The sequence below is a fragment of the Deinococcus sp. genome, assembly GCF_018260405.1.
Classification (GTDB): Bacteria; Deinococcota; Deinococci; order Deinococcales; family Deinococcaceae; genus Deinococcus.
Window position 1 is genome coordinate 19,968 of the sequence record NZ_JAGLBG010000001.1, and the last position, 22,898, is coordinate 42,865.

Sequence of the window (22,898 nt, forward strand, 5' to 3'; positions counted from 1 at the left end):
GTCATTAGGCAAAAGCACCGAAACCTCATGCTTATGGGCACCGTCTTGGCAGACATTCAGAAAGGTTACGGAGCACTGAATTATGCAAGTTGATCTAAAGGCCCCTGACCGGCAGAACAGGCACAATAAGCGGCATGCTCAGTGACATTCGCCACCAGATTGAACTAGCCGCCTTTCCTGCCGGGGTACAGGTGACCCACTATGCCGAGGGCGACAGCTGGGTGATCCGGGCCTTGCAGGGCAGGCACGGCATGGAAATTCTGCTGACCGAAGAGGCCGCTAAGATGTACGGTGAAGGTCCCGCTGTCAACCTCGCCTTGACCCGTCTCAAGCACGCCGCCGCGCAGGAATTGCCCCCCATGCGCCCCGATGGAACCTTCGAGCGGGCGGTCTTTCTAGGCGACTGATCTGGGGTAGTACGGACTGCCGATTGCGCCGGGTAGTTTTGGACGCAGGCCGGGCAAAAGTGAGGCGCAGGCGGTGCCTTCTTGGGCAAAATGGCCTCTTGGTCAGAACGGCACCCGGAATGGGGCCTGAGGGCGGAATTGAGCGGAGTTCGGATAGGGCGACTGCGCTGGTGGCTGCTCCCGCCGGGTTTCCGGGTTCAGTGAGTGTGCTGCACCCGCTTGACTCCACCTAAAACGTGCAGATATTCAGACTTTCTTTGTTTTATCTACATCTCGGGTGCAATTTTCATTATGCTGAGCAATGTATGAAGGGTATGTTCCACACTGGACGGCCCGGAAGCCCGGAGGAAGGCATGGAAGAACGCAAGAGTATGGGAAGCGCCCTGGTCGATGTTTTTGACGCTGGCGTGGTTCTCGTTAAGTCCGAAATCAAGGCTGTCGGCACTAAAGTCGCGGCTGTCGTCAAGGCCAAGGGAATTGGGGTCGTTATTCTGCTGGGCGCCGTCGGTCCGCTGCTGTTGGGCCTGCTGTTCCTGATCCTGTTCCTGTTCTACGGCTTGATGAGGCTGGGCCTGGGAGCCTGGGCCGCCGCACTGCTTATCGCGCTGGTCAGCCTGGCGCTGGCTGGGGCCATGGTCATGCTGGGTCTACAGAAGCTGAGCACCGAGATCGATACCGACCCGCCGCGCCGCCCGGTCGATTCCGACCAGCTGCTGCCCGGTAGCGCCGGGGCCTCGTCCGGTACGACTCCTGGAACTGGCCCAACTGGAACTAGCCCAGCGGCTGGACATGCCGCGACTGGTGTCACAGCCGCCGCAGTCAAGGGTGCGCCCGCCGGGGCCGTACCCCTCAGCTCGGTGGAATACCCCGTTGGTGACGTCTACGTCGATCGTGGCCAGCCGGTCGCTGATGCCGACGGTTACGCGACCCTGCGCGTCGAGGGCGGCACCACCACCGTTCCCGTGTACGAAAGCAGGCCCGACGGCGAGACGCAGATCCACGGCAGTGGCCTGAACAAGAAACTTGAAGGCCATGACCACCACGACGACCCCAACCTGCAAAACCCGGTCGTGCTGCACAGCGCCCCCGGCATCAGCGTCAGCACCGACCCCACGTTCCGTGAGGACATGAAGAAGGAAGGGTACTGAGATGACCCAGGATCCCAAGTACGTCAAGGACATCCGCTACATGACCGAGCAGGAAGAAGCCCGCGAACGCCTGAAAAACAGCGTCGACGCCCTGACCAAACAGGTCGGTCTGCACGTGCAGATGGAAAAGGAGCCGGTCAAGATGCTGGGCGGAGCCTCGGCAGTTGGGGCCGTAATCGGGCTAATGGTCGGGCGGCAGTTTCGCAAGACCAAGCGCGTCTATGTAGATGCGGGCAGTCCGGTCAAGCACCAGAAGGCGCTCATGAAGGCCCAGGCCAAGCAAAATCCCGGCCCCGCCGGGGCTTTGGTCGCCACCCTCGTCACTTTTGCATTCAAAACGGTTATGGAAAAGGTCGTTTCGCCCAAGCTGGAGGAAGTCGCCAGTGGCCTCCTCGACAAAGCCGGGCAGCCCCAGAGCAAGTCTTCGGCGCTGCCTGCGGCCCCTAAGCCCGTCGCTGCTCCGGCTCACGCGGCGGCGGTTCCCTCTTACGCGGCTCAGTCGCCTTCCGGGGCGGTGCAGGCCGCTGCGCCCGCGACTCCGGCTCACGCTGCTGCGGCTGCTGATGGCGTGACCAGCTTCGTCAAGCCGACGCATAAGGGCGTGGTTCCCATTCCCGAAAGCCACGTCGAGGCCAAGGCGGTCGGGACACCTATCGACGAACAGCAGATGTCTAACCCCAACGCCCGCTGAACAAAACGCCTTCGCTGGGCCCACCTGCAACGGTGGGTCTTTTTCTTTTGTGGCCCTGCGGCGTTTGCTACTCTAGGGCCATGACCACCACCCGCAGTACCCGCCAGCGCGACGTGATTTCACGTGTGTTGAGTGCTGCCGAGGGGCCGCTGGCTGTGGCGGAAGTGCTGGAGCGCTCCAAAAGTGATCTGCCGGGGCTGGGGATCGCCACGGTGTACCGCACCCTTAAGCTACTGACCGAGCAGGGGCAGATTCATCCGGTGCTGCTAGAAGGCGAAACCCTGTACGAGGCCAGCGGGCGCGGGCACCACCATCATTTCAGTTGCCGGGCGTGTGGCCGGGTGTTTACGCTGCACACCTGCCCGGTGGCGCTGCCCAGTGGCACAGTCTATCCCGGCGGCTATGTGGTTGAGGCCCACGAGGTCACGCTCTATGGCCTGTGCCCCGACTGCGCGGCGCGGCTTGCCTGAAGCCTTCGGGGTGTCACTCAGGAGTGCGAGGCCACGAACAACAGATTCAACTTACATTTCCGCAGCTGTCCCCTGTACCAGCGGCTCTGCGGCAGGGCTTCCGCAAAGTCGGTTCAATTTTCAACCTGGATCAAATTGCTTCTGATATGGAATCGAAAAAGTCTGTTTTCATCACTCGATGATCTTCGATTCAGAGTCGCTTTTTGTGCCAAAAACAGAAATTGGAGTGTTCATTCTGCAATTTTGGGACTTTGCGGTTGCCCTGGGCTCTGCGGCCCACTTTGACCTGCGGCGGCCCGGTGCGCTAAACTGCGCCTCAGCTCCCGCAAGGAGCCAACCCACTTCAGAGCGCCCGAGAGAACTGGCTCGTAGACGGCGCGGCAACCGGACCTCATCACGTCAGCGGTGCCAAGGCCAGCCCAAGTGTAAGAGCGCCGACGATGGCGACCCGCCTTTTTCGGCAACGCTGGGACCAAGCGGGAAGGCCGCGCGGATGACGATATCCCCCGTGTCCCTTCTCAATTTCCGAGAAGGGACGCCGTGTTTTGCGGCTCCCTGAACCCCACGACTTCAAGGAGTTGACCTATGTCTGATACCAAAAAACCCGCGCCTCACTTTGAAACCCTGCAAGTTCACGCCGGACAGAAGCCTGACCCCACGACCGGGTCGCAGGCCGTGCCGATTTACCCGACCAACAGCTACGTGTTCGAGTCTCCCCAGCACGCCGCCGATCTCTTTGCGTTGCAAGCGTTCGGCAATATCTATACCCGCATCATGAACCCCACCAACGCCGTTCTGGAAGACCGTGTGGCGGCCCTCGAGGGCGGCGTGGGGGCGCTTTCGGTTTCCAGCGGGCACGCCGCCCAGTTCATCGCCCTCGTGACGCTGGCGCAGGCAGGCGACAATATCGTCTCTTCTCCCAACCTGTACGGCGGCACGGTCAACCAGTTTCGCGTGACCTTAAAGCGCCTGGGGATCGAGGTACGCTTTACCAGCAAAGACGAGCGCCCCGAGGAATTTGCCGCCCTAATCGACCAAAAGACGCGGGCGGTCTACTTGGAAACCATCGGCAACCCGGCGCTCAACATTCCCGATTTTGAGGGTGTGGCGGCGGTGGCCCGGCAGCGCGGGGTCGCGGTGGTCGTGGACAACACCTTCGGGGCAGGTGGGTACTTCTGCCAGCCGCTTAGGCACGGCGCGAACATAGTGACACACAGCGCCAGCAAGTGGATCGGCGGGCACGGCAATGGCATCGGCGGAATGATCGTGGACGGCGGCAACTTCGACTGGGGCAACGGGCGCTACCCGCTGATGACTGATCCCAGCCCCAGCTACCAGGGCCTGAAGTTCTGGGAGACCTTCGGCGAGGGCAATCAGCTCGGGCTACCCAATCTGGCCTTTATTCTGCGGGCCAGAACCGAGGGCCTGCGCGACTTCGGCGCCACACTTGCGCCGCAGCAGGCCTGGGAATTTATTCAGGGGATTCAGACCCTCTCACTGCGGGCCGAGCGACAGGCGCAGAACACGCTGGCGCTGGCGCAGTGGCTTGCCAATCACCCCGACGTGCGCCGCGTGACCTATCCGGGCCTGTCGAACCACCCGCACTACGACCGCGCCCAGACCTACTTGCCGCGCGGGGCCGGGGCAGTGCTGACCTTCGAGCTGACGGGCGGGCGCGGGGCGGGTGAGGCGTTTATCCGCAGCGTCAAGCTGGCTGAACACGTCGCCAACGTGGGCGACACCCGCACCTTGGTCATTCACCCGGCGAGTACCACCCACAGCCAGCTGAGTGAGGACGCGCAGACGGCGGCGGGCGTGACTCCGGGGTTGGTGCGCGTGAGCCTGGGCATCGAGCACATCGACGACATCAAGGAAGATTTCGCGCAGGCCCTCGAAGCCGCGCTGGGCGGAGAGAAGGCTTGACGGCTGTGGTGCATTCCCCCGCTCCGCTCTCTGCGCTTGCTGCGCCCGAGCGCCCTTTCGTTCACAAGACAGTGACATTGTTTCGTGACCAGCTCTTGCTGCTCGATTGTGGTCTGCCCATGAGCAATGTGCGTGTGGCCTACCACGCCTACGGTGAGGCGCGGGAAACGGCCACGCTGGTGCTGCACGCCCTGACTGGCACCAGCGCCGTACACGAGTGGTGGCCGGATTTTCTGGGCGCAGGCAGGCCGCTTGACCCGGCCACCAGCTACGTGGTGTGCGCCAATGTGCTGGGCGGTTGCGCTGGAAGCAGCGGCCCCGGCGAATTGCCCCAGTCCGGCGGGCAGCCCGCGCCGCTTACCCTGCGCGACATGGCCCGCGTGGGCCGCGCCCTGCTGGCCGAATTGGGCATCCGGAAAGTGAAGATCATCGGCGCCAGCATGGGCGGGATGCTGGCCTACGCCTGGCTCCTGGAATGCCCCGAACTGGTCGAGCGGGCCGTGATTATCGGCGCTCCGGCGCGGCACTCCCCGTGGGCGACCGGGCTGAACACGGCGGCCAGAAGCGCCATCAAAGCGGCCCCTGGCGGTGAGGGCCTGAAGGTCGCCCGCCAAATCGCCATGCTGAGTTACCGCAGCCCCGAGAGCCTTGCCGTGACCCAGAGCGGCAACCGTCGCCCCGGGGTTCCGGCGATCACCACTTATCTGGAACACCAGGGCGAGAAACTGGCGGCCCGCTTTTGTGAGCAGTCATACTGTACCTTGACACAGGCCATGGACGCCTTTCAGCCCACCGACGAGGAACTGCGCTGCATTCGAGTGCCCGTCTTGTGTATCGGGATTTCGAGCGACCTGCTTTACCCGGCTGCCGAAGTAAAGGCCCACGCGGCGCTGCTGCCGAACAGCACCTACTGGGAGCTAAGCAGCATCCACGGCCACGACGCTTTTCTGATAGATGCGCAGGACCTGCCAGAACGGGTGCAGGAGTTTTTGCACTCTTCGCCCACCGAGAATTGAGCGTTGATGGGCCGGTCATCCGGACTCGGGGTCCGTATTAGGTGGCTGCCCCCCGCAGCACACGCGCCACCCCCGCCGCGCACTGTTCCAGGGTGTGCCGTTCCAGCACATACTGGCGGGCCTGTTCGCCCAGCTGCCGGGCGCGTTCGGGATGGGCCGCCAGCGCTTTGAGGGCGGTCACGAGTAGACGCGGATCGCTTGGCACCAGCAGTCCTGTTTTGCCGTCCTGTACCAGCTCGGCCTGGGCAGGAATGTCGGTGGTCACGATGGGCAGGGCGGAACTCATGGCTTCCAACGTTACCAGCGACTGATTCTCAGCGATGGTGGGTTGCAGCAGCACGTCGGCGGCGCGGTACAGCTCTGGCATGTCCCAGCGGCGGCCCCAGAACTGCACGTTTTGCAGCCGGAAGAAGCCCTTGTATCCCTGGGCCAGCTGACCCACCGTGCTGTCCATATCGCCCACGAAAATAAAGTCCAGTTCAGGCGCGTGCCGGGCCGCGCGGATAGCGGCCAGCTGGTTCTTTTCGGGTGCAAATCGCCCCGGCACCAGCACGGTGAAACGCGTGAAGCCAAAGCCCCGGCGCAGTTCAGCGCGTTCGGCAGGCGCAGCCGGATAAAACCGCCCGGTCTTGACGCCGTTTTTGACTACCTGCACGTTCTGTGCGCCCATGCGTCGCCGGATAAAGTCGCCCGCCCACTCGGAGACGGTCAGCACGCCATCGGCCCGGCGGAACCACGGGGCTTTGGTCCAGGGGTAGGCCTCGGCGTAGGTCTGGCGCAGCGGCGGCGGGTAGTGAAAGTCCAGCTGGTCGTGACTGACCACCCAGCGCGGCTTTTGCAGATTGGGGATCAGCGCCTGGTACGTTCCCGGTGTCCAGCCCTGCACCACCCGCAGGTCAAAATGGCGTGTGAGGTCGGGCAGGGTGTGCAGGTCGGCGTACCGCTGCACCGTCACGCCAGCAGCCTCAAAACGGCGGGCAATTTCATGCAGCGGCTCGGTGCCGCGCAGGAAAACGGTGCACTGGATGTCGTCACCGCGCAGCAGCGGAAGCACGTCCAGTAGCCAAAATTCGGAACCGGCCACGCGGGGGGCATCGGTCAGGAAGGCAACATTGACGCTGCCCCCCTCCCGCTGCTTCCCAACGCCCTTTGCAAGGGGAGAGGGAGAAACAACCCTATTCAACCTCTTCTCCCCGTTGTAACTTCACGGCCCGCACCAGGTTCTGATACATCAGTGCACTGGTCAGCGGCCCTACGCCCCCCGGCACCGGCGTCTGCGCCCGCACGGGGAGGTCGGGCAGGGCGTCGCCCGTCACTTTGCCCTCGTCTTGTACGTTGATTCCGGCGTCGATAACGGTGTGGTGAGGCTGCACATGCTCAGGGCGCAGCAGTCCGGCGCGGCCCACCGCGACCACCACCGCGTCCATGTCGCGCAAAACGCCTGTCAGATCGCGGGTGTGTTCGTTGCACAGCGTGACCGTCGCTCCCCGGTTGTTCAGCATGAAGGTCAGCGGGCGGCCCACCGTGCGCCCCGGCCCTATGACGGCAATTCGCAGGCCGCGCAGGTCGTTACCCAGAACCTCACGCAGCAAAAAGCGGATAGAACGCGGTGTAGGCGGCAAAATCGCCTCTGATTCGCGTCCGGCGGCAATCAGGGCGAGGTTAGCGGGTGTCAGGCCCTCTACGTCCTTGCGCCAGGCGATATGCAGCAGCGCGGCGTCGGCGTCCAGCCCCCGCGCCAGCGGCAGCTCCAGCACAATGCCGTGAACCGTATCGTCGGCAGAAAGTTCGCGGAGCGCGGCTTCCAGTCCCGGCTGGGTCGCGCCCGTTCCTAAATCCAGCACATGAAAATCAACGCCCAGCTTTTTGGCTCGCGCCTGCTTGCTGCTGACATACACCCGCGAAGCCTCGTCGTCGGAAGCCAATATGCTGACGAGGTGGGGCCTAAAGGGGTGTTCCAGCGTGGCCCAGGCTTTCAGGTCGGCTTTGACGCCGCTCATCACTTGGTCGGCGAGGGGTTTGCCAGGGAGGGCTTGTGGCCTGTGGCTGGTGGCTGGTGGCGTTTGGCTTGAGTGCTCAGTTGGGTTGGTCATGACGCCCCTTCTTCCCTTTGCCCTGCAAAGGCCCTTGCGACCTGCGGGGAAGGGTCAAAACGGCCCCTAGACCCCTCGACTCTTGGACTCTTAGACATTCTTAGTGCCTGAAATGCCGCGAACCCGTGAACACCATGCTCACGCCCAGTTCGTTGCAGGCGGCGATAATTTCGGGGTCGCGCTTGGCTCCGCCGGGTTGCAAAATCGCGCTCACGCCAGCGGCGGCGGCGAGGCGCACCACGTCGTCAAAGGGGAAAAAGGCTTCGGAGGCCAGCACCGCGCCCTGGGCTTTTTCGCCCGCATTACCCAGCGCACGCTCAGCGGCCCAGATGCGGCTGACTGCGCCCGCCCCCAGGCCCACGGTCACGCCGTCCTTGCAAATCGCCACGGCGTTGGAACGCGCTCCCTTGACCACCGCCCAGGCAAAGCGCAGGTCGTTCCACTCGGCCTGTGTCGGCTGGCGCCCGGTGACGACTTCGGGGCAGAGATCGGCCCAGGGGCGAGCGTCGCGCTCCTGCACGGCGAATCCTCCGGCCAACGGGCGCACGTCCAGCACGCTCACGGCCTGCGACTTTGCGGCAATTAGCACGCGCAGGTCAGGCTTTTTGGCGGCGAACCAGGCGGTAGCGTCGGGGGTGACGTCGGGCGCGATCAGCACTTCCAGAAAGGTGCCTTTCATGCTCTGGGCCGCCGCGAAGTCTACCGGCTGACTAACCGCCACCACGCCGCCAAACACGCTGAGGGTGTCGGCGTCGCGGGCGTGTTCCCAGGCCGCCGACACGTTTTCGGCCACCGCCACACCACACGGATTGGCGTGCTTGACGGCCACGCACACGGCGCCTTGCTCCTGCGCCGCCAGCTCCTGGCATAGATTCCAGGCGGCGTCGGCGTCGGCGTAATTGTTGAAGCTCATCGGCTTGCCCGCCACCACCTGCGCGTCCAGCACCGGCCCCTGCGCGTTGCCCCAGCGGTAAATGGCGCCCGGCTGGTGCGGGTTTTCGCCGTAGCGCACCTGGGCCGTGCGGGTCAGGTTCAGGGTCAGGCGTTCGGGGAGCTGCGTGGGCAATTCGTCCGATTCGCCGCTTAGGTACGCCGTAATCGCCGCGTCGTACTCGCTGGTGTGCCCGTAGGCTTTGGCCGCGAGGCGGCGGCGCTCAGCGGGCGAAACGTCGTCCTGAAGGGCTACTGCGTAGTCGGCGGGGTCAACCAGCACCAGCACCGCTTCGTGGTTTTTGGCCGCGCTACGAATCATGGCCGGGCCGCCGATGTCAATGTTTTCAATGACTTCGGGGTCGGGTGCGCCCTTTGCCACCGTCTCGCGGAAGGGGTAGAGGTTGACGCACACGAGGTCGATGGTGCCAAAGTTCTGCGCGGCCAGTTCGTCCATGTGAGGGGTGCCGCGCCGCGCCAGGAGGCCGCCGTGAATGGCGGGGTGCAGCGTCTTGACTCGTCCGTCCATCATCTCCGGAAAGCCAGTTACGTCGCTGACCTGCCGCACGGTCACGCCCGCCGCCGAGAGAGCCGCGAAGGTGCCGCCAGTGCTGAGCAGTTCCCAGCCGCGTGCCTGAAGCTGCTGCGCGAAGTCTACGATTCCGGTCTTGTCACTGACCGAGAGTAAGGCCCGTTTTGTTGACATTGTTCCCCCAGAGAAATTGGGGACGCGCCTCCCTCCCGCCGCTGCGCGGCACCCTCTCCTGCAAGGGGAGAGGATCAGAAAGACACGTCCGACCCAGGCGCACGATCATTGTGATATTCGGGAGGCTTCCCCGTGGTTTCTACCCACTTTTGCGCCAGTCGCCACCCGCAGACCCGTCCAGTTTAACGCGAAAAGACGCCCCGAAGCACAGAGGCGTCTGGTTACGCGCCGCGTTTACTGCGTGCTGGTGGGATCACTCGCTGGAGTCAGGCCCGTGCTGTTCTCAGGCGTGGCGGCGCCGATCAGCCTTTTGATTTCCTCAATCACGGCGCGTTCCTTGTCGTTGACCTGCTCACCGCCTATGCCCAGAAAGCCCCCTTCCTTGGCGGCAGCAGCGGTCTTTTCGGCCACTTCGAGCAGCATAGTTTTGTAGGCAGCGGCGTCCTCGGGACTGGCTTTAGCCCCCACCAGCCACACGGCCTGGCGCACACCTTCGAGGGCCTGGGTCTTGACATCTTCCAAGTTTTTAGCGGTGCTCTGCGGCAGCGATTTGGGGTCAGGTGGCGTGCCCAGCAGGTCAGCCGCCATCGCTTCCATCAGCGGCGTGCGGCTCTGGCTGCTCACGTTTGCACGAATAGTCTGGGCAATCGCCTGCGCTTCGGCCATCAGTCCGGTCAGGCCGCTGGGACTGGCGGCGACCACGGCGGCCCCGGCCTGGCCCGGCCCCGTCATGACCTTCAGCCATTCGTCGGTGGTGAAATTGTCTTTTAAGCTCATGCGCTTAGCGTAGGCGCTCCGCACTGATAGCGCATTGTGATTTCGTTTACACGCGGCCCGGCAGTCCGGCTGCCACTTACATGATGCGCTGACCCAGCAGGCTGGCCACCATACCCACCATAACCTCGGCGGTCTGGTTGCGGTGGTCTAGAACCGGGTTGACTTCCACGATGTCCATGCTGGTCACGCGCCCCGATTCGCAGAGCAGTTCCATCAGCAGGTGGCCCTCGCGGTAGGTCAGGCCGCCGGGAACGGGGGTGCCCACGCCAGGGCAGATGCTTGGATCGAGGGCGTCGGCGTCGAAAGAAACGTGAAGGCGCGTGGTGGCGCTCAGGCGCTCCATTGTTTCTTCATAGATGCGGGTCATGCCCAGCTGGTCAACGTCTTTCATGGTGTACGCCTTGATCCCGACCTCGCGCATCAGCTCGCGTTCATGGGCGTCCACGCTGCGAATGCCGATCATCACAATGTCTTCGGGATTCATGTGCCAGCCGCCGCCCAGACTGGTCAGGCTGTCGTCGCCGCGCCCGGTCAGGTGGGCCACGGGCATGCCATGAATGTTCCCGCTGGGGCTGCTGTCGGGCGTGTTGTAGTCGGTGTGGGCGTCAACCCAGATCAGGCCCATACGTTCGCCCCGGGGGTTGCCGCGCAGGGCGTTGCCGGTCACGGTGCCCATGCTGATACTGTGGTCGCCGCCCAGCGTCAGCGGAAAGATGCCTTCAGGCAGCGCCGCTACACGGTCGGCGGTGTCCTGACAGGCCTGGCGGATAGAGTCCAAAAAGGCCAGCCCGCCCTGCGCGTATTTGTCGAGCGTTTCGGGAACCGCCACCGAAATGTCGCCCAGGTCGGAAACGGTGTGGCCCAGTTCGCGCAGCGTTACGGCCAGCTGAGCATTACGTAGCGCCGAAGGCCCCATATCCACGCCGCGCCGCCCGGCCCCGAGGTCCATCGGAATACCCAGAATAGAGATGTTCATGAATAAAAGCTTAAAGCCTGAGCAGGGTTATGCCTTACGGCTGCAACATTATTTCCCCGGCTCAGGTGCAGTACGGCCTTGGTGGATATTCAACTGAATATTCATGCTGCCGGGTGCCGCTGGACAGGCGCCGTTGGACAGGGGCCTTTACGCCGGGGCGCGGTAAACCCAGCCGCTTAACTTGCCCGCTGAAGTAACGGTGCTGCCGGTGCGGTCAAAGCCGCTTTTTTCCAGCACCCGCTCACTGGCCCCGTTGCCGGGCGCAGTCTGCGCCGTCAGCGTGTGTACGCCGGGCCAGTCCAGCAGATGAGGGAGAAGGGCGCTTAGGGCTTCGGTGGCGTACCCCTGATTCCAGACTACCGGGCTAAAGCCGTAGCCGATTTCCAGTTCGCCCTGCCGTGGGCGGCCTTTGCTGCCCAGCATGCCCACCGCCTGCGCCGTTTGGCGATGCACCGCCACGAAGGTTCCTGGGATTTCTTGTTGCGCGTTCAGCTGCGTAAACAGATAAGGAAAGGCGCTGAGTGGGTCGCCGGGCCAGTCGGTGCCGAAATGTACGGTCAGCTGGCCCGCAGGCAAGGAACACTCCAGACTGAAATCAGCGCTCTGAAGCCGGGCTTCCAGGATGCTCCGGTTCAGCGGCCATAACAGTAAACGTGGAGTAAAGAGCAGCGTCACAGCTCTAGCGTACCCCTGGAACCTTACGGGGAGCATTTTGCAAAAAGATGGTGCTCTTTTGACCATCTTTTTGCCAAGTGGAACGAGTGAAAAAGAAAGAGCAGGACGTGGAATGAAGGGGGCGGCGGTGTTTTTCCGACGTGCCCATCATTCGGAGAACTGCTCTAAATCTTTGCGCGAACTTCGGTAGGCTACCGGCCATCCTCTAGTTGACCAGCCTCTAGGGGTTCCGCGTTATGCTGGGTTCCGTGGAACTTGCCCGTTATATCGATCACACCCTTCTTAAGGCCACCGCCACCAGCGCCGACATCGGCCAGTTATGCCAGGAAGCCCAGCAGCACCACTTTTACGCGGTGTGCGTTAACCCGGCGTTTATCGCGCAGTGCGCGGCGCAACTGGCAGGCAGCGGGGTCAAGGTAGCGACCGTCTGCGGCTTTCCGCTGGGGGCACTGACCAGCGACCAGAAGGCGCTCGAGGCCCGCCTGAGCACCGAGGCCGGAGCCGACGAGATCGACATGGTCATTCACATTGGCGCGGCGCTGGCGGGCGACTGGGACACCGTCGAGCAGGACATCCGCGCCGTTCGGAAGGCTGTTCCTGAGCACGTACTCAAGGTCATCATCGAAACCTGTTATCTCAGTGATGACCAAAAACGCCGCGCGACTCAGGCGGCGGTGCGGGCCGGAGCCGACTTCGTGAAGACCAGCACCGGCTTCGGCACCGGCGGCGCGACCCCGGAGGACGTGCAGCTGATGGCCGGGGTCATCGCTGAGATGAAGCCTGAGCGCCCGGTACAGATCAAGGCGGCGGGCGGCGTGCGTTCGGTGGCCGATGCTCAGGCCATGATTGCCGCCGGAGCCACGCGCCTGGGCACCTCGGGCGGCGTGGCCCTAGTGTCGGGTGAACAGGCGCAACAAGGGTACTGATATGCCGGTCGCTGTACCCAGCCGTTCATCCGGCACCTCTTCACCTTCTGGCGGGCCAGCTGTCATCCTCGCCTCGGGCAGCCCGCGCCGCCGGGAGTTGCTAAGTAATCTGGGCGTGACTTTCGAGGTCGTGGTCAGTGGCGAGGCCGAAGACAGCGTGGAAACCGACCCGGCCAAGCTAGCTGGCGACTTGGCTGCCCTGAAGGCCAGAGCGGTCGCCGCCCAGCACCCCAACGCCGTGGTCATCGCCGCCGACACGGTGGTCGCCTGCGACGGTGAACTGCTTGCCAAACCGGGCAGCAGCGCCGAAAACGCTGAATTTATCCGCAAGCTGGCGGGGCGTGGGCATCAGGTTTACACCGGGGTGTGCGTCATTTCGCCCTCTGGCACCTGGCAGGGCACCGAACGCACCGACGTGACCTTCCGCGCCCTGTCGGAACAGGAAGTGCAGTTCTACGCCCACTCGGGCGAGGGACTCGACAAGGCGGGCGGCTACGGCATCCAGGGCCTGGGCATGGCGCTGGTGCAGCGCGTAAGCGGCGATTACTCGAATGTCGTCGGCTTTCCGCTGGCGCTGGTCACCGGGCTGCTGCGCCGGGCCGGGGTGCCGGTCTGGGGCGACCCCGCCGGGGCGCTTGAAGCCGGGGCCGGGTCAGCGTGAGGGAATGGCAACGCCTGGGGCTGGTATTTGCTGCGCTGCTGGTTCTTAGCATGGTCATGACCCGCACCCAATTGGTCGCGCCCGTAGCGCTGCTGTCGGCCACGGCTCCACTGACACAGCTGGGCGTGGTCACAGGCGACAACCTGCGCCGCGCCGTCACGGGGTTTTTGGAACAGCGGCACCTGTCGGGCGAGGTGAGCGCCCTGACGCGGGCCAACGAGGATCTGCGACAGAAAAATGAACTGCTGTCGCTGGAAGTCAGGCGGCTGCACCAGGTCACGCAGATCACCGCAACCCAGGCCCCCAACGCGGTGGCGACAGCGCAGGTGATCGCCGTGAATCCCAGCCCGCTGCTGGCCCGCCTGACACTGAACAAGGGCAGCGCCGACGGATTGCAGCCCCGCATGCCCGTGACCGTTCCAGCCGGACTGGTCGGGCAGATTACCCAGGTCGGTGCCCATCAGGCGGTGGTCGTGTCGCTGGTTGACCCCGAAAGTAGTGTCGGCGTGACGCTTGCGGGGGGCAAGGGCGGGCGCGGACTGGCCACGGGCGCACCACCCGACCGCCTGAAAGTCGAATTCACTTCGGGCGTGAATGTGCAGCCTGGTGACGTGGTCGTCACGTCCAGCCTCGGCGGGGTCTATCCAGTGGGTATCCGCGTCGGACAGGTTGAAAAGGTGCTGCTCCTCGGCCCCAACGACCTCACGCGCACCGTCATTGTCAGGCCCACGGTCGATGTGGGATCGGTCACCGACGTGACTGTGCTGGGCAGGCTCTGATGTCTCGGCGATTCAATGCTGCCCCGGCAGCCACCGGTATGTCCGTTCCCGTCGGGCCGCCCTGGCTGATGATTCTGGGCTACGTGGTCGCCCTGCTGGTGCTGCAAAGTGCCCTTTCACGCCTGCTCAGCCCGCTGGGTGTGCCGCCGCCAGACCTGTTTTTGCTTACGGGGATAGCGCTAGCCCGGCGCACTCTGCCGGTTTCCGCGCTGCTAGGAGCCTACGCGCTGGGCCTGGCGCAAGACATCTTGGGAGCCGGGGCGCTGGGGCTGCACGCGGCGGCGCTGGCGGGCGGCACCCTGCTGGTGCTCCTGACGCGCCGCGCAGCGGGCAGCCGCGCCGGACAGGGGCTGCTCAGCGTGCTGGCCGCCGTGCTGGGGCAGTGGCTGACCTTTATGTTTCTGACCTACTGGCTACGTACGGGCCTGGTCACCGCCGAATCGCTGGTGCACATCCTGCCGCTGTCGCTGCTGACCACGTTGATCGCCGCGCCGCTGTGGAACTGGTTTGCCGACTACGCCCTGGGCCGCGTGCCGGACGGTCTGGAGTGATCGACATCGATTTTTCCGATGATGAGCAGGCACCGGAGGGTTCAGCCGCGCCCAGAGTGCGCCACGTTCGCCTGGACTCGCATGGCCGCGAATACATCGGGGCAGGGCGCACTGCGGGCGGGCCGCCCGGTGAGACGATTTCGCCCGCAGTGCGCTGGGTGGCGCTGGCCTTCATGCTGGGGCTGGCTGGCCTGGGGGCGCGGCTTTATCAGCTGCAAATTGCCCAGCATCAGTTGTTTGCGGTGCGGGCCAACAGCAACTTTCAGCGCGACGACGTGATCCCGGCCTTGCGCGGGCAACTGCGCACCCGCGACGGGGTAGTGCTCGCCACCAATCGCGCCGTCTACGACCTGGTGTATCTGGGACGCCGCAACCCGCAGGACCCGGCGCAGGCCATTGCCGACTGGGACCGCATCCGGTATCTGGCAAACGTGCCCAAATCTGCGCTGGTCGGCGGCCAGCCCCGTGAACCGGTGCCTGCCAAGGAACCGGACGTGGTTCTGGCGAGCAATATCCCCGCCGACCGCCTGGGCGCACTTAGCGAGTACCTGGTTATGGTGCCCAGCCTGGAAATCCGCGAACGCCTTGAGCGGGTCTATCCGCAGGGCACCCTGGCCGCGCACCTGATCGGGTACGTGCAGCAGGCGGGCAACCAACAGGTTGGTAGCGGCGAATACACCCGTGGCGATCTGGTCGGCACTTCGGGGCTGGAATACAGCCAGCAGCAGACCCTCCGGGGCAAAAACGGGGTGCGCCGCCGCGAGGTCAGTGCCAGTGGCCGCCCGCTGACCGAAAGTGTGGTAGACCCCGGCCAGAAGGGCAAAGACATGACCCTGACCATCGACTCGACCCTGCAAAAAGCCGCTGAGCGCGTCCTACAGGAGGGACTGGCCGACATCAACGCCGGGCGCTGGAAATATGGCCGCCCCTACGAAACGGTGTCACGCGGGGCGGTCATTGCGCTAGACCCCCGCACCAACGAGGTGCTGGCGATGGCGAGCAGCCCGACCTTCGACCCCAACTGGTTTTCGCGCACCCCCAGCCCCAACACGGCGGCGCGGAACTGGGCCGTGGACCCCAATCGCAAAAACGCCGCGTTGGACGCCGTGACCAGTAACCGTGTGGTTCAGACCTACAACCCCGGAAGCGTCTTCAAACCCGGCACGGCGCTGGCGTATAACGAAAAATGGGGCAACTTTACGATGGGCTGCCCGCCCTCGTACTATTTCAGGGGCGCACGCTTCAACAACTGGGCGCACTTTAACTTGGGGGTCGTGGATGCCCGGCGTGCCATCGCCTATTCGTGCAACCCGTGGTTCTACAACTCGGCGGTGCGGGCCGGTCCCGAAGCGTACTCGCGCCAGCTCAAGTCGCGCCTGACCGAGCTGGGTTACCGGGGCACCACCGGCCTGGAACTGGTCGGAGAGAAGACCGGACAAATTCTGGATGTCGACGACTACAAATCGCCCAAATCGCCCTGGTATCCGGGGTTCGCCCTGAACATGAGCATCGGCCAGGGCGACACGCTGGTGTCTCCGGCGCAGCAGGCGTATGTCCTCTCGACGATTATGAACGAGGGCAAGCAGCGCCCCCTGACCGTGATCCGCGCGGTCGGTGACCAGACCCAGCCCCCCAAACCCGCCCGCAGCACTGTGAAAAACGGCAACGTGGGGTCTTTCCAACTGGTCAAGGAAGGCATGCGCCTGACCACCCTGCTGCGAATCGGGACTTCGAGTTTTGCCATCGGGCCGGGGCTGTTTCCGGTGCGTACTGCGGGCAAAACGGGCACCGCCGAGAACGGGCTGTCGCAGCGCTACGGGTACTCCTATACCCACGCCTGGTACGAGGGCTACGGGCCGCTCGACAACCCCAACTTTCTGGTTGTGGTGTTCTTTCAAAACGGCGGCGAAGGCTCCGGCCCCGCACTCAAGGCCGCCAAGAAGATGTTCGCCACGCGCTGGTGCGTGCCACTGGACGGGGCGGGGCGCACCATCTGGGGGCCGCAAACCTGTACCGGCGAACTGGGCGAAATGCACCGGGTCCGCAAGGAACGCGGGCTGGAATAGAGCAGCGCCGAATAGTACGGAACCCGTATAGACTGCGCTAAACAGGCCCCTCTAAAGATCAGCCCAACCGCGCACTCTTGGCCCGCCGCCCCCGGCCCCGGTAAAGTTGAGATATGACTGCTCCTGTGAACCCGGCCCTGTTCAAACCGCTGAAGCTCAAGGATTTGACCCTGCCCAACCGCGTGGTCGTGTCGCCCATGTGCATGTACTCGGCGCAAAACGGACTGCCCAACGAGTTTCATCTGGTTCACCTGGGGCAGTTCGCGCTGGGCGGCGCGGGCCTGATCTTGACCGAGGCGACGGCAGTCACGGCTGAAGGCCGGATCAGCCCCGACGACCTGGGCCTGTGGGATGACCAGCAGATGATTCAGTTCGGGCACATTACTGACTTCGTACACAGGCACGGTAGCAAGATCGGGGTGCAACTGGCCCACGCCGGGCGTAAGGCCAGCACTTACGCGCCCTGGAAAGGCAAAGGCTGGCTACCTGAGGCCGAGGGCGGCTGGATCGCGTTGGGGCCGGATGGCAACGCCTACCACGAGCTGCTGGGTGTGCCCCGGATGATGTCGGTAGACGATATCCGGGCCACAGTCGCGGCCTTTGCCGACGCCGCCCGCCGCGCTCAGATGGCGGGGTTCGACGCCGTGGAACTTCACGCCGCACACGGGTATCTGCTGCACCAGTTCCTCTCGCCGCTCTCCAACACCCGCACCGACGACTACGGCGGGCCTTTCGAGCACCGGGTCCGTTTTCTGCTGGAAGTGGTTCAGGCGGTGCATGAAGTCTGGCCGCGCCACCTGCCCATTTTTGTACGGGTCAGTGCCACCGACTGGGCCGAGGGCGGCTGGGATCTGGAACAGACCACGAGGCTGGCCGCGCTGCTGCGTCAAGAAGGCGTAGAGGTGCTGGACGTGAGCACGGGCGGCCTGACGCCTGCCCAGCAGATCGAGGTCGGGCCGCTGTACCAGACTCCGTTCGCCGCGCACATCAAGGCGGCGGTGCCGGAGCTGCGCATCATGACCGTGGGTATGATCGACACGCCCGAGCAGGCCGAGCAGGTCATGCAGTCGGGGCAGGCCGATCTGGTCGCCGTGGGCCGCGCCATGCTGCGCGATCCTCACTGGGCACAGCGGGCCGCCCGCACCCTGGGGCTAAAGCCAACGCTGCCCGACGCCTATGCCCGCGCAGGCTGGTAAAGCGCCATTAGGTTACCCGTGGCAAAGCGGCCAGCGTGCGCCCAGCTGCGCCTCACCCGGCTGCCCGGCGACTGCTGCGGCGATCAGAGTAGTGCAGTTGGGCCGCACACTAGGCCCCCTTTGCCCGCCTTTGCCCTAGACTCGGCCCATGCTGGCGATTATTGGCGCGATGGATGAAGAAATAGAGCTATTGCTCGCGGATTTGCAGCAGCGGCAGGAGTTGGATTTTCCGGGTGTGACCCTGCACCGGGGCATTCTGGACGGCGTGGAAGTGTTGGTCACGCGGGGCGGTATCGGTAAGGTGAACGCGGCCATGACCACCACCTACCTGCTGATGCAGGGGGCCAGCCGGGTGATTTTTACCGGAGTGGCGGGCGGCGTTCACCCTGGGCTACGGGTGGGCGACATCGTGATCAGCACTGACCTGGTGCAGCACGACGTGGACGTGACCCCGCTGGGCTACCCGCTGGGCACCATCCCCGGCGAGGAGGCCGCCTGGAACGCCGACCCGCACCTGCGCGAGGTGGCTGTAAGCGCCGCCGCCGACGTGGAAGGGGTGCAGGTCATCCAGGGCCGGATTGCCAGCGGCGACCAGTTCATCGCCTCACGGGAGGGCGTGCAGCGGCTGTGGAAGGACTATCAGGCGGCCTGCGCCGAGATGGAAGGCGCGGCGGTGGCCCAGGTGTGCGCCAAAGCCGGGGTGCCCTTCGTAATCATTCGCAGCATTAGCGACACCGCCGACCACGACGCCAACGTGGATTACCGGACTTTCATGCCGTTGGTGGCCCGCCACGCTAAACAGGTCGTGCGCGGGATGCTGGCACGGCTGCATAATTGACTGGCATTCCCTTCGATTAAGGACAACCAAGTTTGCGCAAAGACAAACCGAGCGGACTCGTAGAGCTGCGCCGCAGAGTGAGTATGGGAAAAGGTGCGGCCAAGTGTGAGTGTAGGGATATGGTGTTTGGGTCATCCCGAAACGGTAACTTGGTCGCACTTAGTAGTCCGGAAGGTGTTCGGCGTCACAAAGTTGCAAGTCTAATTTTGCTTGTCTGATACGGACTGCCGTCTGTTTCGGTAACAACCCAATACCCTTGCGGGTTGCCAACTCCACACCCGAAGTCCGGTTTGCTCTCACTCGCTCTGCGGCGCAGCTCTACAAGTTCGCCCGAACTGAACGGCTTTTGCAAACCATTCAACCCGGCTCCGTACGAGACGCTGTCTGCGCCACCTCCCTCCCAGCCTCTGCTAGTAGCTTTAACGAGTCCCCCACAGATGGGAGGAGCTAAAAACCTTATGTTTACCGAGCTGTACCTGGCAAAAATACACAAAATACACAAGGTTGCGGATTACTATCCTAACTGGCTTTTGCCGCAGCTCCCCTTTCTACTTACCACTGCCCCCCATGACCACCCCACCTAAATCCGTCACCCGCCAGTTGCCGCAGCCCGTCCGTTTTGTCCTGGGCATGGGGATTCTGGTCGGTTTTGCGGCGCTGGGCACGGGACTGACCACGCTGCTGCACCTGCCGATGCCGGGGCCGGTGGTGGGCATGTTGCTAATGTGGGCGGCCCTGAGCGCCGGACTGGTGCGCCTCCACTGGATTGAGGACGCCGCCGACGGGCTGCTGGGGATTCTGGGCCTGCTGTTTGTGCCCGCCACGGTCGGGGTGATTGACTACCTCTCGGCGGGGGCGACCTGGGGGCTGTGGCTGCTGGTGATGCTGGCCGGGCTGTTGCTGGGGGCAGGGGCGGCGGGCCTTATCGCGTCCCGGCTGGTGCGCGAATGAGGGCCGAGCTATGACCTGGATTGCCCTGACGCTGCTGGCCTTCGTGATGGGGACGTTACTGGGGCTGCGGGTGAGCTCGCCGCTAAGCAACCCGACGCTGGTGGCTACCGTGCTGGTCGCCGCCGCGCTGCTGCTGAGCCACACGCCATACGAGGCTTACCGCCTGAACGTTCAGCCACTTTCGGCGCTGCTGACCCCGGCGGTGGTGGCCCTGGCCGTGCCGATGTACCGCCTGCGGGCACTGCTGGCCAGGCAGTGGCGGGCGCTGGTGTTCGGCGGGCTGGGGGGCACGCTGCTGGGCGTGAGCGCCGACACGCTGTTGCCCCAGCTGCTGCTCCTGAGTACCGAGGCCCAGCGGTCACTGAAAACGGCCCCGGCGACCAGCCCGGTGGCCCTGCAACTGGCGCAGTTTACCCACGCCCCGCCCGTACTGGCCGCGACGCTGGCGGTGCTGTCGGGGTTGCTAGGGGCGCTGGTGCTGCCGTCCTTTTTAACTCTGATTGGGGTGCGGCACCCGCTGGCCCGTGGGATAGCGATTGGTAGCGTGGCGCACGGTGTCGGCACAGCCCGCGCCCGCGAGGAAGGCGACCTGACGGGGGCAGCCAGTAGCATCGGCATGGGGCTGGCTGCGGTGCTGGTGACGTTCATTGTGGCGTTCCTGGGGTAAGTGGGCCGTGTTAAGTGCGACCAAGTTGCCGTGTAGGGATGACCCAAACACCAGGCTATCCCTACACTCACACTTGCCCTACCCACCACTGCCCACTTACTTTGTGCCGTAAATCCGGTCTCCGGCATCTCCCAGCCCCGGCACGATATAGCCGTGGTTGTTGAGCTGGCTGTCCACGGCGGCCACCACGATGTCCACATCCGGATGGTCTTTTTCAATCACTGCGGTGCCCTCAGGCGCGGCCAGGATGCACATCAACTTGATGCTCTGCGCTCCGGCTTCCTTCAGGAATCCTATGGCGGCGCTGGCACTGCCACCCGTCGCCAGCATGGGATCAGTCAGGAACACGCGGCGCTCGGCGATGTCGGCGGGGAGTTTGTTGTAGTACGCCACGGGCTTAAGCGTTTGCGGGTCGCGGTACAGGCCAATGTGACCGACCTTCGCAGCGGGCACCAGCCCCACAATGGCGTCGGTCATGACCAGCCCAGCTCGTAAGATGGCGACCAGGGCCAGTTTTTTGCCTGATAGCATGGGGAAGTCGCCTTCTTCAATGGGAGTGCTCAGGCGCTGGGAGGTCAGTTCGAGGTCGCGCATGGCCTCGTAAGCAAGCAGCAGACTGAGTTCGCCCGCCAGTTCACGGAATTCCTTGACGCCGGTGCGTTCGTCGCGCATGAGGGAAAGTTTGTGCTGCACTAGTGGGTGGGAAACGATGGTGACCATGACTCACGATAACGTTTGAGAGGCGGTGATTGCTGCTTTTCTCTCACCTCATCGCAACCCCTGAAACGTTTCCCGGAGCAGCCGGGCAGCTTCCCCGGCCCGCACCCCACCGGTGACTTCCGGGCGGTGTCCCCAGTGAAAGCCCAGCAGGTCGCTGACCCCGCCCAGCGCCCCGGCTTTGGGGTTGCTGGCTCCGAATACGATCCGGCCTATTCGCGCTTCCAGACAGGCGCCCAGGCACATTGGGCAAGGTTCCAGGGTCACGGCCAGGGTGCAGCCGGTCAGGTACGGGGTGCCTAGGCAGGCGGCCGCCTCACGCAGGGCCGCGAGTTCGGCGTGGCGGGTCATGTCTCCGTCTCGCCGACTGGTATTGTGGCCCCGGCCCACCACCCTTCCAGTAGGATCAACGACGACTGCGCCGACAGGCACCTCATGTTCCACCGCCGCCAGCCGCGCCAGCCGCAGCGCCTCCTGCATGGCCTGATCGGTAGGGTCCGGCGGGGCGCTGACCTGTTCGCGTGCTCCCACGGCCCACACGGGCGGGGTCAACCCGATCCACTGCACACCGCCAGGCGCAACCAGCAGGGGCACACGGTCGCGTTCCTCACGGGGAAGACGGGCCTCACCAAGTACGTCGCTGACCTTGCGGGCGCCGCCGGGCAGCCGGATACGATCCCCAGGCTGCCGCGTTCTGGCGGTCCACTCGCCTGGAAAGTCGAAGTCTGGCTGGGGCCACTTCCGCGCCTGCCAGTACAGGGAGCCGCCTGTAACGGTCAGGTGATGCCCGCCGGGCAAGGTCAGGTGCAGGGTCTTTTGCTGTGCTAGCGCCTGCGCGACCTCGTCGAGGTGAGTGGCGTGGTAGGCCAGTCCAGCGGCGATCAGCTGCGACCTGACCCAGCGGCGCAGCAGGGCCGTGGGTTGCCCGGCTAGCGGGGTATGGCGGCCAGTGCGTGCGGCGAGGGCTTCAAGCACCTCGTCGTCCTGCTGACTGTACCTGCCGACACGGGCCAGGTTTTCCTCCAGCCTAGGCACACGCGCCGTCAGAACCGGCATGACTTCGCTGCGGAGCCAGGCGCGGGTGTAGGCGGGGTCGGCGTTTGTCGGGTCCTCGCGCCAGCCCTGACCCAGCTCAAGCAAAAGGGCCTCGATCTCCGCGCGGCTGATGTCCAGCCAGGGGCGGTAGACGCGCCCGTACTGGGGCAAAATGCCACTCAGCACGGCCTCGCCGCGCAGCAGACGCATCAGGACGGTTTCGGCGTGATCCCGGCGGGTGTGTGCGCTCAGAATTCCTATGCTTGCGTGCTGGCGGGCGGTGCGCGTTAGGAAGTCGTAGCGCAGGCGGCGGGCGGCGTCTTCCAGATTCCAACCGCGTTTGCGGGCTACGGCGGCGACCTCAACCCGCAGCGTCTCGAAGGGCAGGCCGAAGTCGTGCGCTAGGGCCGCGACCCACTCGGCGTCACGGGCCGAATCCGGGCGCAGGGCATGGTCGAAGTGCGCCACGACGGGCCGTGCGCCGACCAGCAGCAGGGCACGCAGTAGGCCCACCGAGTCGGCCCCGCCCGAGACCCCGACCACGGGCGCCTGTCCAGCCCAGGCAAGCAGAGGGTCCAGCAGTCGCCGCGAGAAGATCATCACGGTAGTTTAGCGGCGCGGTGGTGAAGAGAGTGCGTACTCCTGGGCGTGGCCGTGCAGTAAATTTTCTGATCGACCCGCAGGGCAAGGTGGCCTTTC

At 64.5% G+C, this 22,898-nt stretch carries 23 protein-coding genes and 2 riboswitches; of the genes, 15 read left to right on the top strand and 8 right to left on the bottom strand.

Annotated elements, in window-relative coordinates:
* Positions 1-134 precede the first annotated feature (134 nt).
* The 6 genes from QZ269_RS00090 (at position 135) to QZ269_RS00115 (ending at position 5,655) form a co-directional block, all read left to right on the top strand.
* Positions 135-407, top strand: coding sequence for a hypothetical protein (locus QZ269_RS00090; RefSeq protein WP_291422970.1), 273 nt, complete (start codon positions 135-137; stop codon positions 405-407).
* Positions 408-760: 353 nt separating this feature from the next.
* Complete coding sequence (locus QZ269_RS00095) at positions 761-1,555, top strand: phage holin family protein (protein ID WP_291422972.1); 795 nt, start codon at positions 761-763, stop codon at positions 1,553-1,555.
* Between the two features lies 1 nt (position 1,556).
* Positions 1,557-2,246 (top strand): hypothetical protein, encoded by a 690-nt coding sequence (locus QZ269_RS00100; RefSeq protein WP_291422974.1) that lies wholly within the window; start codon positions 1,557-1,559, stop codon positions 2,244-2,246.
* Between the two features lie 80 nt (positions 2,247-2,326).
* The gene (locus QZ269_RS00105) at positions 2,327-2,716 is read left to right on the top strand and encodes a Fur family transcriptional regulator (protein ID WP_291422976.1); all 390 of its coding nucleotides are present in this window, start codon (positions 2,327-2,329) and stop codon (positions 2,714-2,716) included.
* A 339-nt stretch (positions 2,717-3,055) separates the two neighbouring features.
* Positions 3,056-3,142, top strand: a riboswitch (SAM riboswitch).
* A gap of 159 nt (positions 3,143-3,301) precedes the next feature.
* Entirely contained in the window at positions 3,302-4,639 is a 1,338-nt protein-coding gene (locus QZ269_RS00110; RefSeq protein ID WP_291422978.1) for an O-acetylhomoserine aminocarboxypropyltransferase/cysteine synthase family protein, read from the top strand.
* A gap of 5 nt (positions 4,640-4,644) precedes the next feature.
* Positions 4,645-5,655, top strand: a complete 1,011-nt coding sequence (locus tag QZ269_RS00115; RefSeq protein ID WP_291423121.1) for an alpha/beta fold hydrolase family protein — start codon at positions 4,645-4,647, stop codon at positions 5,653-5,655.
* Positions 5,656-5,692: 37 nt separating this feature from the next.
* Here the strand turns inward: QZ269_RS00115 and QZ269_RS00120 are convergent, their stop codons facing one another.
* The 6 genes from QZ269_RS00120 to QZ269_RS00145 form a co-directional block, all read right to left on the bottom strand.
* The gene (locus tag QZ269_RS00120) at positions 5,693-6,739 is read right to left on the bottom strand and encodes a glycosyltransferase family 4 protein (RefSeq protein WP_291422980.1); all 1,047 of its coding nucleotides are present in this window, start codon (positions 6,737-6,739) and stop codon (positions 5,693-5,695) included.
* Between the two features lie 91 nt (positions 6,740-6,830).
* Positions 6,831-7,748, bottom strand: a complete 918-nt coding sequence (locus QZ269_RS00125) for a bifunctional 5,10-methylenetetrahydrofolate dehydrogenase/5,10-methenyltetrahydrofolate cyclohydrolase (RefSeq protein WP_291422982.1) — start codon at positions 7,746-7,748, stop codon at positions 6,831-6,833.
* A 100-nt stretch (positions 7,749-7,848) separates the two neighbouring features.
* Positions 7,849-9,384, bottom strand: coding sequence for a bifunctional phosphoribosylaminoimidazolecarboxamide formyltransferase/IMP cyclohydrolase (gene purH / locus QZ269_RS00130; RefSeq protein WP_291422984.1), 1,536 nt, complete (start codon positions 9,382-9,384; stop codon positions 7,849-7,851).
* Between the two features lie 84 nt (positions 9,385-9,468).
* Positions 9,469-9,556, bottom strand: a riboswitch (ZMP/ZTP riboswitch).
* A gap of 62 nt (positions 9,557-9,618) precedes the next feature.
* Positions 9,619-10,161 carry a hypothetical protein gene (locus tag QZ269_RS00135; RefSeq protein WP_291422986.1) on the bottom strand — a complete coding sequence of 181 codons (543 nt, stop codon included), beginning with the start codon at positions 10,159-10,161 and terminating at the stop codon, positions 9,619-9,621.
* Positions 10,162-10,237: 76 nt separating this feature from the next.
* Entirely contained in the window at positions 10,238-11,137 is a 900-nt protein-coding gene (gene rocF, locus QZ269_RS00140; protein ID WP_291422988.1) for an arginase, read from the bottom strand.
* Between the two features lie 147 nt (positions 11,138-11,284).
* Positions 11,285-11,812 (bottom strand): GNAT family N-acetyltransferase, encoded by a 528-nt coding sequence (locus QZ269_RS00145; RefSeq protein ID WP_291422990.1) that lies wholly within the window; start codon positions 11,810-11,812, stop codon positions 11,285-11,287.
* A 248-nt stretch (positions 11,813-12,060) separates the two neighbouring features.
* Here QZ269_RS00145 and deoC point away from each other — a divergent pair, with 248 nt between their 5' ends.
* The 9 genes from deoC to QZ269_RS00190 all read left to right on the top strand — a co-directional run bounded on the left by deoC (position 12,061) and on the right by QZ269_RS00190 (position 20,447).
* The gene (gene deoC, locus QZ269_RS00150) at positions 12,061-12,738 is read left to right on the top strand and encodes a deoxyribose-phosphate aldolase (protein WP_291422992.1); all 678 of its coding nucleotides are present in this window, start codon (positions 12,061-12,063) and stop codon (positions 12,736-12,738) included.
* A gap of 1 nt (position 12,739) precedes the next feature.
* Positions 12,740-13,399 carry a Maf family nucleotide pyrophosphatase gene (locus QZ269_RS00155; RefSeq protein ID WP_291422994.1) on the top strand — a complete coding sequence of 220 codons (660 nt, stop codon included), beginning with the start codon at positions 12,740-12,742 and terminating at the stop codon, positions 13,397-13,399.
* Positions 13,396-14,178, top strand: a complete 783-nt coding sequence (gene mreC / locus QZ269_RS00160; RefSeq protein ID WP_291422996.1) for a rod shape-determining protein MreC — start codon at positions 13,396-13,398, stop codon at positions 14,176-14,178. The genes QZ269_RS00155 and mreC overlap by 4 nt, the downstream gene beginning before the upstream one ends.
* A gap of 38 nt (positions 14,179-14,216) precedes the next feature.
* Positions 14,217-14,729 (top strand): Rod shape-determining protein MreD, encoded by a 513-nt coding sequence (locus tag QZ269_RS00165; RefSeq protein ID WP_291422998.1) that lies wholly within the window; start codon positions 14,217-14,219, stop codon positions 14,727-14,729.
* Entirely contained in the window at positions 14,726-16,795 is a 2,070-nt protein-coding gene (locus tag QZ269_RS00170; protein ID WP_291423000.1) for a penicillin-binding protein 2, read from the top strand. Before QZ269_RS00165 ends, QZ269_RS00170 begins: the two co-directional genes overlap by 4 nt.
* Before the next feature lie 113 nt (positions 16,796-16,908).
* Positions 16,909-17,991, top strand: coding sequence for an NADH:flavin oxidoreductase/NADH oxidase (locus tag QZ269_RS00175; protein WP_291423001.1), 1,083 nt, complete (start codon positions 16,909-16,911; stop codon positions 17,989-17,991).
* Positions 17,992-18,139: 148 nt separating this feature from the next.
* A complete protein-coding gene (locus tag QZ269_RS00180) occupies positions 18,140-18,829 on the top strand; it encodes a 5'-methylthioadenosine/adenosylhomocysteine nucleosidase (RefSeq protein WP_291423003.1) in 690 nt (229 codons plus the stop codon).
* A gap of 567 nt (positions 18,830-19,396) precedes the next feature.
* Positions 19,397-19,780, top strand: a complete 384-nt coding sequence (locus tag QZ269_RS00185; protein ID WP_291423005.1) for a CidA/LrgA family protein — start codon at positions 19,397-19,399, stop codon at positions 19,778-19,780.
* A 10-nt stretch (positions 19,781-19,790) separates the two neighbouring features.
* The gene (locus QZ269_RS00190; RefSeq protein ID WP_291423006.1) at positions 19,791-20,447 is read left to right on the top strand and encodes an LrgB family protein; all 657 of its coding nucleotides are present in this window, start codon (positions 19,791-19,793) and stop codon (positions 20,445-20,447) included.
* Between the two features lie 96 nt (positions 20,448-20,543).
* Here the strand turns inward: QZ269_RS00190 and upp are convergent, their stop codons facing one another.
* Both upp and tilS read right to left on the bottom strand, forming a co-directional pair.
* Complete coding sequence (upp, locus tag QZ269_RS00195) at positions 20,544-21,167, bottom strand: uracil phosphoribosyltransferase (protein WP_291423008.1); 624 nt, start codon at positions 21,165-21,167, stop codon at positions 20,544-20,546.
* A 48-nt stretch (positions 21,168-21,215) separates the two neighbouring features.
* The gene (gene tilS, locus QZ269_RS00200; RefSeq protein ID WP_291423010.1) at positions 21,216-22,799 is read right to left on the bottom strand and encodes a tRNA lysidine(34) synthetase TilS; all 1,584 of its coding nucleotides are present in this window, start codon (positions 22,797-22,799) and stop codon (positions 21,216-21,218) included.
* Positions 22,800-22,898 lie beyond the last annotated feature (99 nt).